This is a genomic window from Pandoraea pneumonica (assembly GCF_902459645.1).
Classification (GTDB): Bacteria; Pseudomonadota; Gammaproteobacteria; order Burkholderiales; family Burkholderiaceae; genus Pandoraea; species Pandoraea pneumonica.
Map to the genome: position 1 here is coordinate 1,684,285 of NZ_CABPSK010000001.1, position 13,487 is coordinate 1,697,771.

Annotated in this window: 12 protein-coding genes and 1 tRNA gene; 1 reads left to right on the forward strand and 12 read right to left on the reverse strand. The window is 62.1% G+C overall.

The window, feature by feature from the left end; all coding sequences use genetic code 11:
* Nucleotides 1-5: 5 nt before the first annotated feature.
* The 12 genes from nuoF to PPN31114_RS07385 all read right to left on the reverse strand — a co-directional run bounded on the left by nuoF (nucleotide 6) and on the right by PPN31114_RS07385 (nucleotide 10,453).
* Nucleotides 6-1,298 carry an NADH-quinone oxidoreductase subunit NuoF gene (nuoF, locus tag PPN31114_RS07330; RefSeq protein ID WP_150678747.1) on the reverse strand — a complete coding sequence of 431 codons (1,293 nt, stop codon included), beginning with the start codon at nucleotides 1,296-1,298 and terminating at the stop codon, nucleotides 6-8.
* Entirely contained in the window at nucleotides 1,295-1,795 is a 501-nt protein-coding gene (nuoE, locus tag PPN31114_RS07335; RefSeq protein WP_150678748.1) for an NADH-quinone oxidoreductase subunit NuoE, read from the reverse strand. Before nuoE ends, nuoF begins: the two co-directional genes overlap by 4 nt.
* A 172-nt stretch (nucleotides 1,796-1,967) precedes the next feature.
* Nucleotides 1,968-3,221 (reverse strand): NADH-quinone oxidoreductase subunit D, encoded by a 1,254-nt coding sequence (locus PPN31114_RS07340; RefSeq protein ID WP_150678749.1) that lies wholly within the window; start codon nucleotides 3,219-3,221, stop codon nucleotides 1,968-1,970.
* 9 nt (nucleotides 3,222-3,230) lie between these two features.
* Complete coding sequence (locus PPN31114_RS07345) at nucleotides 3,231-3,830, reverse strand: NADH-quinone oxidoreductase subunit C (RefSeq protein WP_150678750.1); 600 nt, start codon at nucleotides 3,828-3,830, stop codon at nucleotides 3,231-3,233.
* A gap of 11 nt (nucleotides 3,831-3,841) precedes the next feature.
* A complete protein-coding gene (locus PPN31114_RS07350; protein WP_010807413.1) occupies nucleotides 3,842-4,321 on the reverse strand; it encodes a NuoB/complex I 20 kDa subunit family protein in 480 nt (159 codons plus the stop codon).
* Nucleotides 4,322-4,367: 46 nt separating this feature from the next.
* The gene (locus PPN31114_RS07355; protein WP_058379371.1) at nucleotides 4,368-4,727 is read right to left on the reverse strand and encodes an NADH-quinone oxidoreductase subunit A; all 360 of its coding nucleotides are present in this window, start codon (nucleotides 4,725-4,727) and stop codon (nucleotides 4,368-4,370) included.
* Between the two features lie 130 nt (nucleotides 4,728-4,857).
* Nucleotides 4,858-4,942 (reverse strand) — tRNA-Leu (locus tag PPN31114_RS07360).
* Nucleotides 4,943-5,084: 142 nt separating this feature from the next.
* Complete coding sequence (secG, locus tag PPN31114_RS07365; RefSeq protein ID WP_150678751.1) at nucleotides 5,085-5,453, reverse strand: preprotein translocase subunit SecG; 369 nt, start codon at nucleotides 5,451-5,453, stop codon at nucleotides 5,085-5,087.
* An 89-nt stretch (nucleotides 5,454-5,542) separates the two neighbouring features.
* Nucleotides 5,543-6,343: a triose-phosphate isomerase gene (tpiA, locus tag PPN31114_RS07370; protein WP_370865840.1), complete on the reverse strand. Its 801-nt coding sequence runs from the start codon at nucleotides 6,341-6,343 to the stop codon at nucleotides 5,543-5,545.
* Between the two features lie 143 nt (nucleotides 6,344-6,486).
* On the reverse strand, nucleotides 6,487-7,491 hold the full coding sequence (locus PPN31114_RS07375) for an NAD(P)H-quinone oxidoreductase (protein WP_150678752.1): 1,005 nt from the start codon (nucleotides 7,489-7,491) through the stop codon (nucleotides 6,487-6,489).
* A gap of 380 nt (nucleotides 7,492-7,871) precedes the next feature.
* On the reverse strand, nucleotides 7,872-8,081 hold the full coding sequence (locus tag PPN31114_RS26150; RefSeq protein WP_174987763.1) for a LuxR C-terminal-related transcriptional regulator: 210 nt from the start codon (nucleotides 8,079-8,081) through the stop codon (nucleotides 7,872-7,874).
* Between the two features lie 398 nt (nucleotides 8,082-8,479).
* Complete coding sequence (locus PPN31114_RS07385; RefSeq protein WP_150678754.1) at nucleotides 8,480-10,453, reverse strand: sensor domain-containing diguanylate cyclase; 1,974 nt, start codon at nucleotides 10,451-10,453, stop codon at nucleotides 8,480-8,482.
* A 290-nt stretch (nucleotides 10,454-10,743) separates the two neighbouring features.
* Here PPN31114_RS07385 and mutS point away from each other — a divergent pair, with 290 nt between their 5' ends.
* A complete protein-coding gene (gene mutS, locus PPN31114_RS07390; protein WP_246182427.1) occupies nucleotides 10,744-13,476 on the forward strand; it encodes a DNA mismatch repair protein MutS in 2,733 nt (910 codons plus the stop codon).
* Nucleotides 13,477-13,487 lie beyond the last annotated feature (11 nt).

The following is a 13,487-nucleotide window of genomic DNA, read 5'->3' on the forward strand; positions in this document are numbered from 1 at the left end:
AGGGATTAGTGAGCGCCGACCAAGCAATGCTTGTGCTCGACGTGGTAGGCGAACTCGTCCCAGAAGTGTTTGAGCATGCCGCGCACCGGCATCGCTGCGGCATCGCCCAGCGCGCAAATGGTACGGCCCATGATGTTCTCGGCCACCGAGTTGAGCAGGTCGAGGTCTTCCTTGCGGCCCTCGCCATGCTCGATACGATTGACCACGCGCCACAGCCAGCCAGTCCCTTCACGGCACGGCGTGCACTGACCGCACGATTCTTCGTAGTAGAAGTACGACAGACGCAACAGCGAGCGCACCATGCAGCGCGTCTCGTCCATCACGATCACGGCACCCGAACCCAGCATCGAGCCAGCCTTGGCGATGCTGTCGTAGTCCATGGTCGTTTCCATCATCAGACCGGCGGGCACCACCGGGGCGGACGAACCACCCGGAATGACTGCCTTCAGCTTCTTACCGCCACGCATGCCACCGGCCAGTTCGAGCAATTCGCCGAACGGCGTACCCAGCGGCACTTCGTAGTTACCCGGCAGCTCGACGTCGCCCGATACCGAGAAAATCTTGGTGCCGCCGTTGTTCGGCTTGCCCATTTCCAGGTATTGCTGGGGACCGGTCGCGAGCAGGAACGGCACGGCTGCGAACGTTTCGGTGTTGTTGATCGTGGTCGGCTTGCCGTACAGACCGAAGCTCGCCGGGAACGGCGGCTTGAAGCGCGGCTGGCCCTTCTTGCCTTCGAGCGATTCGAGCAGCGCAGTTTCTTCGCCGCAGATGTACGCACCATAGCCATGGTGACCGTGCAGCTGGAACGAGAAGTCCGTGCCGAGAATGTTGTCGCCCAGGAACCCGGCGGCGCGCGCTTCTTCCAGCGCCTCTTCGAAGCGTTCATACACTTCGTAGATTTCGCCGTGGATGTAGTTGTAGCCGACCGTGATGCCCATGGCGAAACCGCCGATGGCCATGCCTTCGATCAGGGCGTGCGGGTTGTAGCGCAGGATGTCGCGATCCTTGAACGTACCCGGTTCGCCTTCGTCCGAATTGCAGACGAGATACTTTTGACCCGGGAACGCGCGCGGCATGAAGCTCCACTTCAGACCGGTCGGGAAGCCTGCGCCTCCGCGGCCACGCAGGCCCGAAGCCTTCACGTCGGCGATCACCTGCTCGGGCGTGAGGCCTTCTTTCAGAATACGCGTGAGCTGCTGGTAACCACCGCGCTTGACGTAATCTTCCAAATGCCAGTTATCGCCGTTGAGGCCCGCGAGAATCAGCGGTTTGATGTGACGGTTGTGCAGCGACGTCATGCTTTCTCTCCGTCTGCGGCCTTGGCCTTGAGCTCATCGATGAGCGCGTCGACCTTCTCTTCGCTCATGAAGCCGCACATGCGGTGATTGTTCACCAGCATCACGGGGGCATCGCCGCAAGCGCCCATGCACTCACCTTCCTTGACCGTGAAGAGACCGTCAGGCGTGATGTCGTTGTATTCGACACCCAGCTTTTCCTTCAGGTACTTCGCCATCTCTTCGCCACGCGTGAGCTGGCAAGGCAGGTTCGTGCACACGGTCAACTTGAACTTGCCCACCGGGCTCGTGTTGAACATGGTGTAGAAGGTTGCGACCTCTTGCACCGCGACTGCGGGCATCTCGAGGTAGTCCGCCACGAATTGCATCACTTCGGGCGACAACCAGCCTTTCTCGACCTGCGCTACGGCAAGTGCGTGCATCACCGCCGACTGTTTCTGGTCGGCAGGGTATTTGGCAACGGCACGGTCGATTTTCTTCAGGGCTTCGGGAGAAAGCATTTCCGATCCGACTGTTCTCTAAAACGTTATCCCCGCTCGTGCCAGCGCGGGCGAGCCGATCATCTCGGCCGCCCGCGACTCACAGGCACGGCAACTAGGAACGGCAACGGTATCGACCTGCGAAACCCTGCCGAATTAAAACCGGCGGGCGCCTAGGGCGCCCGCTGCGCGTTTAGCGATCGATCTCGCCGAACACGATGTCCTGGGTACCGATGATCGCCACAGCATCGGCAATCATGTGGCCCTTGGCCATCTCGTCGAGCGCAGAAAGGTGGGCAAAGCCCGGTGCACGAATCTTCAAGCGGTACGGCTTGTTAGCGCCGTCCGACACCAGATAGATGCCGAACTCGCCCTTCGGGTGCTCGATCGCGGCATACGTCTCGCCGGCCGGCACGTGGAAGCCTTCGGTGAAGAGCTTGAAGTGGTGAATCAGCTCTTCCATGTTCGACTTCATTTCAACGCGCGACGGCGGTGCCACCTTGTGGTTATCCGTGATCACCGGACCCGGATTCTCACGCAGCCACTTCACGCATTGACGCACCAGACTCGCCGACTGGCGCATTTCTTCCACGCGCACCAGATAGCGGTCGTAGCAATCGCCCTCCTTGCCCACCGGGATGTCGAACTCGAGGCGGTCGTACACTTCGTACGGCTGCTTCTTGCGCAAGTCCCAGGCAATGCCCGAACCACGCAGCATCGCGCCCGAGAAGCCGAGTTGCAGTGCGCGCTCCGGCGACACCACACCGATACCGACCAGACGCTGTTTCCAGATCCGGTTGTCGGTGAGCAGCGTTTCGTACTCGTCGACGCACTTCGGGAAGCGAATCGCGAAATCTTCGATGAAGTCGAGCAGCGAACCTTCGCGCGCTTCGTTCATCTTCTTGATGGCACGTTCGTTGTGGAACTTCGATGCGCGGTACTGCGGCATCGTGTCCGGCAGATCGCGGTACACGCCGCCCGGACGGTAGTAAGCCGCGTGCATGCGAGCACCCGAGACGGCTTCGTACACGTCGAACAGGTCTTCGCGCTCACGGAAGGCGTACAGGAACACCGCCATCGCGCCCACGTCGAGTGCGTGGGAACCAATCCACATCAAGTGATTCAGAATCCGCGTGATTTCGTCGAACATCACGCGGATGTATTGTGCGCGAATCGGCACATCGACGCCGATCAGCTTTTCGATCGCCATCACGTACGCGTGCTCGTTGCACATCATCGAGACGTAGTCCAGACGATCCATGTACGGCACGGATTGCAGGAACGTCTTCGACTCAGCGAGCTTTTCGGTCGCACGGTGCAGCAGGCCGATGTGCGGATCGGCGCGCTGGATCACTTCGCCGTCCAGCTCGAGCACCAGGCGCAGCACGCCGTGCGCTGCCGGGTGCTGCGGACCGAAGTTCAGTGTGTAGTTCTTGATGTCTGCCACAAGGCCACCTTAATGTTTCAGACCGGCGTAATGCTCTTCGCGGATGATGCGCGGCGTAATTTCGCGCGGCTCGATCGTCACCGGTTGATAGATCACGCGCTTCTGCTCGGGGTCGTAACGCATCTCGACATAACCCGACGTCGGGAAGTCCTTGCGGAACGGGTGACCGATGAAACCGTAGTCCGTCAGAATGCGGCGCAGATCCGGATGGCCTTCGAACACGATGCCGACCAGATCGAAAGCTTCGCGCTCGAACCAGTTCGCCGAGCTCCACACGTCGATCAGCGAGGCCACGACCGGCAGGTCGTCATCCGTCGCGAACACGCGCACGCGCAGACGCCAGTTGAACGAGATCGAGAGGAGATGCGAGACAGCAGCGTAACGCGGGCCGTCGTAGGCGCCGTCGCCGTAGGCCGAGTAGTCCAGGCCGGCAACGTCCATCAGCTGTTCGAACTTGAGCTCGGGGTGATCGCGCAGCGTGCGCGCCACTTCGAGATAGTCGCTCGCCTTGACCGTCAACGTGAGTTCGTCAAGGGCTTCCACCAACTGCTCGGCACGGGTGCCAAGCACGTTTTGCAGGGTGGTCTTGAGTTTTTCTAGTGTAGACATGGGCGGTGGCGTTATTTGCGAGCGATCGTCGCAGTCCGCTTGATCTTTGACTGCAACTGGATGATGCCGTAGACCAGCGCCTCGGCCGTCGGCGGACAGCCCGGCACGTAGACGTCGACCGGCACGATGCGATCGCAACCGCGCACCACCGAATACGAATAGTGATAGTAGCCGCCGCCGTTGGCGCACGACCCCATCGAGATCACCCAGCGCGGTTCGGCCATTTGGTCGTAGACCTTACGCAGCGCAGGCGCCATCTTGTTGCACAGTGTGCCGGCGACGATCATCACGTCCGACTGACGCGGGCTCGGACGAAACACCACGCCAAACCGGTCAAGATCGTAACGCGCTGCGCCCGCGTGCATCATTTCGACGGCACAACAAGCGAGACCGAACGTCATCGGCCACAGCGAACCCGTGCGCGTCCAATTGATGAGTTTGTCAGCCGTGGTGGTGACGAACCCTTCGCGCAAAACCCCTTCGATGCTCATATGCTTACCCTGAATCCTTCTGCAATGCTGCTGTCAATCGTCGGCCTTATTCCCAGTCGAGCGCACCGCGCTTCCACAGGAACACGAAACCGATCAGCAGTTCAAGCAGGAAACCCATCATGGAGATAAAGCCCACCCAGCCGATATCGCGCAGAGCTACGCCCCACGGAAACAGGAATGCCGTTTCGAGATCGAACAGGATGAAAAGGATGGCGACGAGATAGTAGCGCACATCGAACTTCATGCGCGCGTCTTCGAATGCTTCGAAGCCACACTCGTACGGAGAGAGTTTTTCGCTGTCGGGTTTGTTGGGGCCGAGGAATTTACCGACGCCAATCAGTACCGCCCCAAGACCGCCACCTACCAGAAGAAACAGCAGGACGGGATAATAGGTTCCGAGGTTCAACTCTACCCTCTTTCGGTTAGTTCAAAGAACCGCTCTCGTCGATGGTGTGGGGACCGGAAAGCGGATGAACGGTGAGCACAAAATAAAATGCCAGCCAAAGCATAAACGCAAGGCTGGCATCGTAGAACTGTGGTGCCGACGGCGAGACTCGAACTCGCACAGCTTTCGCCACTACCCCCTCAAGATAGCGTGTCTACCAATTTCACCACGTCGGCATTCATAGTCTGCAATCCGCTGTCACTTACGAATCGCTTCAAGACCGCTATAGTAGCGCCCTTCGGCATTTTGTTCAATGCACAAATCGAATTTTTTTCGATTTTCTTTACAGCTTATTACTTGTCACAAACGACTTGCTAATTACTTGGGCACGTCTTGCGGATTCGCCACCGAAGCCGGTGCCGGAACGCTCGATGCACCTGCCGCCGAAGCCGCCACCGGTGCGGTCGCTGCGGGCAAATTACCAAGGACACCGATATTTGCCTTCGGCTTATACGAACCCAGGTACGTGAGGCCCAGCGTGGTCACGAAGAACAAGGCAGCCAATGCCCCCGTGGTGCGCGACAGGAAGTTGGCGGAACCCGAAGCACCGAACAAGCTACCCGACGAACCGCTACCGAACGCGGCGCCCATATCGGCACCCTTACCATGCTGCAATAACACCAGACCGATGATGCCCAGCGCGGAAAGCACCTGCACCACGACCAAAAACGTCTTAAACAACCCCATCTCATCACCCGTATAGAAGAATCTGATTTGCGCCGCATTTGCTGCGACGCATCATGACTATTTCGTGCCATTACAAAATGGCACCGGCATTAGCGCGGCAGACCCGCCTCGCAAATCGCCAGAAAATCCGCTGCTTTCAATGCCGCACCGCCGATCAGACCGCCATCGACGTCGGGCATCGCAAACAATTCGACCGCATTGTCCGGCTTCACACTGCCGCCGTACAACACCGCCACATCCTCAACCGCCTCGCCTTTCGCACGGAGCATCGCGCGCAGATGCGCATGCACTTCCTGCGCTTCGGCCGACGTTGCCGTCTTGCCCGTGCCAATCGCCCAAACCGGCTCGTAGGCAACGACGATCTTCACAGCCTGCTCAGCCGTCAGTGCAGCGAGCACCGTGTCGAGCTGACGCGTCACCACGGCCTTCGTGTCGCCGGCTTCGCGCTCGGCAAGCGTTTCGCCCACACACACGATCGGCGTCATGCCTGCATCGAGTACGCGCAGCGCCTTGGCTGCTACGCCGGCGTCGGTTTCGCCATGGTACTGGCGACGCTCCGAGTGGCCCACGATCACGAACTGCGCACCGAATTCGGCAATCATCGGCGCGGCCACTTCCCCCGAGAACGCACCGCTCACTTGCGCCGACACATCTTGTGCGCCGTAACCCAGCGCCTGCCCCGAGAGGCGCGCCTGGCACTGTGCGAGATAGGGGAACGGCACGCACACCGCGGCGGTGACGCCCGGCGCACTCAGCACCGGCGATGCCAGCAAACCACCCAACAGGGCCTCATTGCCGGCCAGACTGCCGTGCAGTTTCCAATTGCCCACGACGAGCTTGCCAGCCTTACGGCTGATAGTGCGAGCCGAAGCTGCGATAGCAGATGTCACGCCTTCTCCCCCATGCTTATAGACGAAAAACCTCTCATTCTAGTGCGTCTGGGCTATGGGGGTCAATTTCGCCGGACGACGGGCGCGAAAAACCGCATGAAATGGGGCTTTCACGCGAATTTCACCCGCCCCGCCCGCCAGACTTACCAAGTCAGCACGATCTTGCCGACGTGGGTGCTGGTTTCCATCAGGGCATGCGCCTTATCTGCCTGCTCTGCCGGGAACGTCTGGTAAATCACCGGGCGAATCTTGCCCGCAGCGAACAACGGCCAGACCTTCTCATGCAGTTGCTGCGCAATCGCGGCCTTGAACGCGACCGAACGCGGACGCAGCGTCGAGCCGGTCACGGTCAGACGACGACGCAGCAGCGCCCCCATATCGAGCGTGGCCTTGCTGCCGCCGAGCAGCGCGATGATGGCGATGCGGCCGTCGAACGCCAGCGCCTGCACTTCGCGCGGCAAATAATCGCCGCCCACCATATCGAGCACGACGTCGACGCCGCGATCCTTGGTGAGCTCTTTCGTGACGGCGACAAAGTCTTCCGTCTTGTAATTGATGCCGCGCTCGGCACCGAGTGCCTCGCAAGCACGCGCCTTATCGTCGGAGCCTGCCGTCGCGAACACACGGTGCCCCAGCGCCACCCCCAGTTGAATCGCCGTCACGCCGATACCGCTGGTGCCGCCTTGCACGAGCAGCGTTTCTTTCTCGCCCGCTTCGGTGTTGCCCAGGTGCGCGCGATCGAACACGTTGCTCCACACCGTGAAGAACGTTTCCGGCAGCGACGCCGCCTCGACATCGGACAGCCCTTCCGGCACCGGCAAACACTGCGCGAGCGGTGCTGCGCAGTACTCGGCATAGCCGCCGCCCTGCACCAGCGCGCAGACACGCGAGCCAATCTTCAGCCCCCAGCGATTGTCGGCGCCATCGAGCGAGCCCTCGACGATTTCACCAGCCACTTCAAGACCCGGCAGATCCGACGCGCCCGGCGGCACCGGATACTGACCAATACGTTGCAGCACATCAGGCCGGTTCACGCCCGACGCTTTCACCTTGATGAGCACCTCACCCGGCTTGAGTTCGGGTTTGGCGCGCTCGGTCAGCTTGAGCACTTCCGGTGCGCCGTATTGCGTGATCTCGATCGCCTTCATGTGTCTGTCCTCGTTAGGTGCCGGCGCGCACCGCTGCAAGCGGCCACGCACCATCGGTCAAATAGGTTCGAGCCGTACCTTATCACCGACGGCAAATTCGCGTCGGCCGACGCCATGCGCTCGGCAGTAATCGAGACGAGGCGGAGAGAGCGACGCGCGATTGAGCGCGAGGTCAGCTAGGGGCAGATGGGAGACGAGCAACAGGGATCGCGGGACAACGCGTGGCGGGCGCGCATGCGTTCTGGTGTGACTGGCGCGTCGCACGCGATCGCGAAGATCGTCTGCAACGCGCCGGGTTAGCTCCGAATGGCGCGCTCGCGTACCGTTACGACCGAGATACGGCGGCGCGCTCCATATTGTCGACGGGTGCCGTCAAAAACTCAGACAGCGCCCTCCGTCCCTTCATCGACCAGCCCATGCCGCACGGCGTAGCCGATCAGGTCCGCACAATCTCCGAGCGCGAGCTTGTGCAGAATTTGCATGACATGCGACGTTACTGTGCGCTCACTCAGATGCAGCGCGTGAGCCACTTCATTGACGGCCAAGCCGTCGACCAACATATGGAACACTTCGTTTTCGCGAACGGACAAGCTCTCGTGTCTTGTCTCGTTCCCGGCGGCATCGGTGTCTGGCCGCGTGCGCGGTCTGCGATGCGATGTCCGCGGCGGTTCACGGCGCGACCCCGTTTCGCGCCACCCTGCGTCAGAAGCCGCCCGCGTGACTACCCGGCTTCGTCCGCCCTCGAGTTTCATGCTTGCCTCCTGGTCGATCACTTCCCCACGCCCGGACCCGTCTGTCGCAGTCCGCTACAAACGGATGGCGTCGCTCATTGTGCGTCAGACAATTTATGTTCGTAACTACAGCGAAGCTGATCGCAACGGCGATATCGATTGGCCGCGACTAACGTGTCGCGCCACAAGACAAAGGGATGACAGAGACGACTCGCGCGGCGACTCACCTCCCCGGTGAGCGCTGACTTACCAAGATCTCAGAGCGAACGGACCGATGCACCATCACTGAACATGAAGCGTCCGCGGCCGCCGTGCTTGGCTTCATAGAGCGCCCGGTCGGCTTCTTGAAAGAGCATGTCCGGTGTCTTGTCCTCGCCGCAAGCCACCATCGCCACGCCAATGCAAGCGCCCACTCCCACATCGCCCACGGAGAGCGCCATCGGACGTGAAGCCACTTCGAGCACGGCCTTCGCGGCGCGCTCGACATCTTGAACATCGTGGATGTCGCGCATGATGACGGCAAATTCGTCGCCACCGAAACGGGCGATGTCGTCGCTCTCGCGCACGCAGGCGACCAACCGCTTGGCCAACCGTTTCAACAGCTCGTCACCCAGCGCGTGCCCCCACGTATCGTTGACGAGTTTGAACCGGTCGAGATCGACGAACAGTAACGCTTGCGCCCCTGCCCCCTCGCGCGCCCGGCGCACAGCCGCTGCCAACGCCTGATCGAAGCCCTTGCGATTGAGCAGCCCGGTCAAGTGATCGGTATGCGACTCGCGCCGCCAGCGCCGCTCGTTCGAGCGCTCGATGGTGATGTCACGCACGAAAACGTGCACGCCCACGAGCACATCGTTCGCGGTCCACTCAGGCTGATAGCTCACCTCGAAGCAGCGGTACTCGCTGTTCTCACCGAAATCCCAGACGAACGTGGCCGCTTCCCCGGCATAGGCGCGCGCCAGATACGGCGCGAACTCGCGATAGAGCAATGCGCCGAGCAACTCTTGCGCCGTCGAGCCGAGAATGTGTTCGCGCGAGCGGCGCAACCGAACTTCGCAAGCGCGGTTCACAAATGCGAACCGTTCCTCGCCATCGAGAAACGCCACCAAAAACGGCACCCGATCCGCGATTTCCTGCATGCGGCGCACGTTGGCACGGGCCGCCTCACGCGACGACTCCAACGCGTCGGTGCGATCGCCCAGCCGCTCCATCATTTCGCGAAACGCGTTCGCCAGCGCCCCGATTTCGTCGGCACGCTGCACTGGCAACGATTGAATGGCCCGCAAATCGCTCGCGCTGCGCTCCACCAATTCGCGCAAGGTATCAACCGGGCGCAGCATCCAGCGCGCCACCCACCACATGACCAGCGCCGCGATGGCAATGGCGGCAATGGCCAGCATCACCACGCGTCGGCGCACGCGCGCGAGCGGGTCGAAGGCTTCGGCGCCAGGCAACACGGCGACGAGCGACCACCCGGTCGTGGCCATCGCCGTGCGCGCCACGAGCGGATGCATATGCACGAGCTCGTTGGCCCCCGCATCGCGCACGCCGCAAAGCGTCTGCGTCGGGCCAACCGCGCTGAGAATCTTGGTGACGTCGGCCTGAATGACGTACCGGGCTGGCGTTTCGTTCGTAATCAGGCAGTAGCGGCCCGTGTCGCCCACCGCGTTACTCGCCAGATCGACAATGAAATTCTGTCGCAACAGATTGATGGCGCCGCCGACCACCGCGGTGAGCCGCCCTTCGGCGTCGCGCACGGGCACGGCGAGCACCACGCCCGGCGAGCGCGTGATCTTCCCGGCGATCAAACCGGAGATCGCCTGCGGCGCCCCGCCAAGCAGCGCCTTGAAATAGTCGCGGTCCGCGATATTGATCGGGGTGGCGGGAAACGTCGAGTCGTAGATCACCCGGCCGTCAGGTGCCGCAACGAACAAGGTATTGAACGTCTCGGGCATCGACACCGAGGCATTGGCGAACGCGTCGAGCTCCGCCGCCGTCATGGCGTACGGATTGCCGAGGTGCCGTGAAATGCGGTGCAACGCGAGATACTTCGCGCGCACCTTGTCGTCGAGCTGATCGGCCACGAGCTTGACCTGATTGTCGAGCTGGGCCTGCAACGAGCTTCGCAACTCTCCGTAGACGAAAAATTCAATGCCGACGGCAACGCCGACGATCAATATCATCGAGACGAGCGCCGTCGTGGCCGCAACCCGTCCCTTCAACGTCTTCACCATACCGACCCGTGCGAGAGTAGCTTGTCTTGCTTCTGGTTATTTTTTGCGAGAGCTTACCACCCGAAACGGCACGGTTTTGGGAAACTTGAGAGAAATTCGTTGCCTTCGTGTAACAGTCTCATCGACGCCCAAAGAAGACATTGCGAGACCGATCGTCACGGGCGAGCGCGAACCCGTCGTAAAATTGCGCATCCAACGCGCCAGATTGGTGCGCCGTGCGATGTGCTTCGCGTTGGCACGTCGCCCTAGCCTCACCCCGAATTCAGTCGCTTCGACCCGATTTTTCTTTCATGACGAGCACCCAAGTTCACGCTACCCCTGCCCCTGCTGCTGCCCCCACGCCAGCGATGACGCCGATGATGCAGCAGTACAGCCGCATCAAGGCCGATCATCCGAACATGCTCGTCTTCTATCGCATGGGCGATTTCTACGAGCTATTTCACGACGATGCGGTCAAGGCGGCGCGCTTGCTCGACCTGACGCTGACCGCACGCGGCCAGTCGGGCGGACAGCCGATCCGCATGGCCGGCGTGCCGCATCACGCCGTGGAGCAGTACCTCGGCAAACTGGTCAAGCTCGGCGAATCGGTTGCTATTTGCGAACAGATCGGTGACCCGGCAACGTCCAAGGGCCCGGTCGAGCGCAAGGTCGTGCGCATCGTCACCCCCGGCACCCTCACCGATGCCGCCCTGCTGAGCGACAAACTCGATCAATACCTGCTAGCCGTGCAAATGCCCGCCCCCGCCAATGCGCGGCGTGCGAGCGAGCGCGTGGCCGGGTTGGCATGGCTTTCGCTCGCCAGCGGCGAGTTGCGTCTGATGGAAGTGGCTGCCGACAAACTCGCCCGCGAGCTCGAACGCATCCGCCCGGCGGAGACGCTCGTCCCCGACAGCGCCGCCGAGACCTTTGCGGGCCTCTCGCTCGGCACCACCACCCGCGTGCCCGACTGGCACTTCGACACGGCGGCCGGTACGCAACGGCTGCGCGATCAACTGGGCGTGGCCAGCCTGACGGCCTTTGGCTGCGATGGGCTGAATCCGGCCCTCGGTGCGGCCGGTGCGTTGCTGCAATACGCCGCAGCGACGCAGGGTCAGTCGCTGCGCCATGTGCAAAATCTGAACGTAGAGCGAGAAGCCGCCTATATTGGCCTCGACGCCGCCACGCGCCGCAATCTCGAACTGACCGAGACGCTGCGCGGCACTGAATCGCCCACGCTGCTTTCGCTACTCGACACCTGCGGCACCACGATGGGCAGCCGCCTCATGCGTCACTGGCTGCACCATCCGATGCGCGATCAGCAAGTGCCGCAAGCGCGACAGCAAGCCATTGCGACGCTGCTCGAAGGCCCGGGCGCGTGGCGGGCGCTCTCCGGCGAACTGCGTCACGTGGCCGACGTTGAACGCATTACGGCGCGACTCGCCCTGCTTACGGCACGCCCGCGCGACCTGTCGAGCCTGCGCGACGCGCTGCGCCGCCTGCCCGAGTTGCATGTCACGCTGCGCGCGGTCGAAGAGCGCTCCCCGCTGCTTGCCATGCTGCATGAAGACCTGGCCATTCCCGACGCATCGCTAGCGCTGCTCACGAGCGCCATCGCGGAAGAGCCGGCCGCCATGTTGCGCGACGGCGGCGTCATCGCACGCGGCCACGATGCCGATCTCGACGAACTGCGCGACATCTCGGAGAACTGCGGCCAGTTTCTGGTGGATCTCGAAGCGCGTGAGCGTGCCCGCACCGGCATCAACAACCTGCGTGTCGAATTCAACAAAGTGCATGGCTTCTATATCGAAGTCACGCGCGGCCAGACCGACAAAGTGCCCGACGACTACCGTCGCCGTCAGACGCTCAAGAATGCCGAGCGCTATATCACACCGGAACTCAAGACCTTCGAAGACAAGGCGCTGTCGGCGCAAGAGCGCTCACTCGCGCGCGAGAAATTCCTTTACGAAGCGCTGTTGCAGCAACTCTTGCCGCACATCGCCGAGTTCAAGCGGATTGCTCAAGCGCTGGCGCAACTCGATGTGCTCGCGTCACTCGCCGAGCGCGCCGAAACGCTGGGCTGGGTCAAGCCTGAATTGATTGCCGAGCGCGTAGTCGACATTCGTGGCGGCCGCCACCCGGTCGTCGAGCAACAGGTCGAGCGCTTCATCGCGAACGATTGCTCGCTCGGGGACGCACGCCGCCTGCTGCTGATCACCGGCCCGAACATGGGCGGTAAGTCGACGTTCATGCGTCAGACGGCATTGATTGCACTGCTCGCGTACGTGGGCTGCTATGTCCCGGCGGAAGCCGTGCGACTTGGGCCGCTCGATGCGATCTTCACGCGTATCGGGGCGTCGGACGATCTGGCGGGCGGGCGCTCGACCTTCATGGTGGAAATGACCGAATCGGCTGCGATCTTGCACACGGCAACGGATCAGAGTCTCGTGCTGATGGACGAAATCGGGCGCGGCACGTCGACGTTCGACGGTCTTGCGCTTGCGTGGGCCATCGCGCGTCACCTGCTCGGCCACAATCGGTCGTACACGCTGTTCGCCACGCACTACTTCGAGTTGACGCAGTTGCCCGACGAGTTTCCGCAATGCGCGAACGTCCATCTGTCGGCGGTCGAACATGGCGAAGGCATCGTGTTCTTGCACGCGGTGCAAGACGGCCCCGCCAGCCAGAGCTACGGGCTTCAGGTCGCGCAACTCGCCGGGGTGCCCATGCCGGTGATTCGCGCGGCACGCAAGCATCTGGCATTGCTTGAACAGCAGGCGCTCGATCCCGCCGCACCGCAACTCGACTTGTTCGCACCGCGCGCGGTGGTGGAGAACGATCTGGACGGTGCGCTCGACGATGCCGATGCGAGCGACGCGCACGCACGCCCCGGGGCACAGCACGCTGCCGCGCCCGCACTCGATCCGGCCGCCGAAGCCGCGCTTGCTCGACTGGCGGATGTCGACCCAGACGATCTGCGCCCGCGTGAAGCGCTCGATCTGTTGTACGAACTGCGCGGCCTGCTGGCCGGGCGCACGCCGAACTGACAAGCCGACTG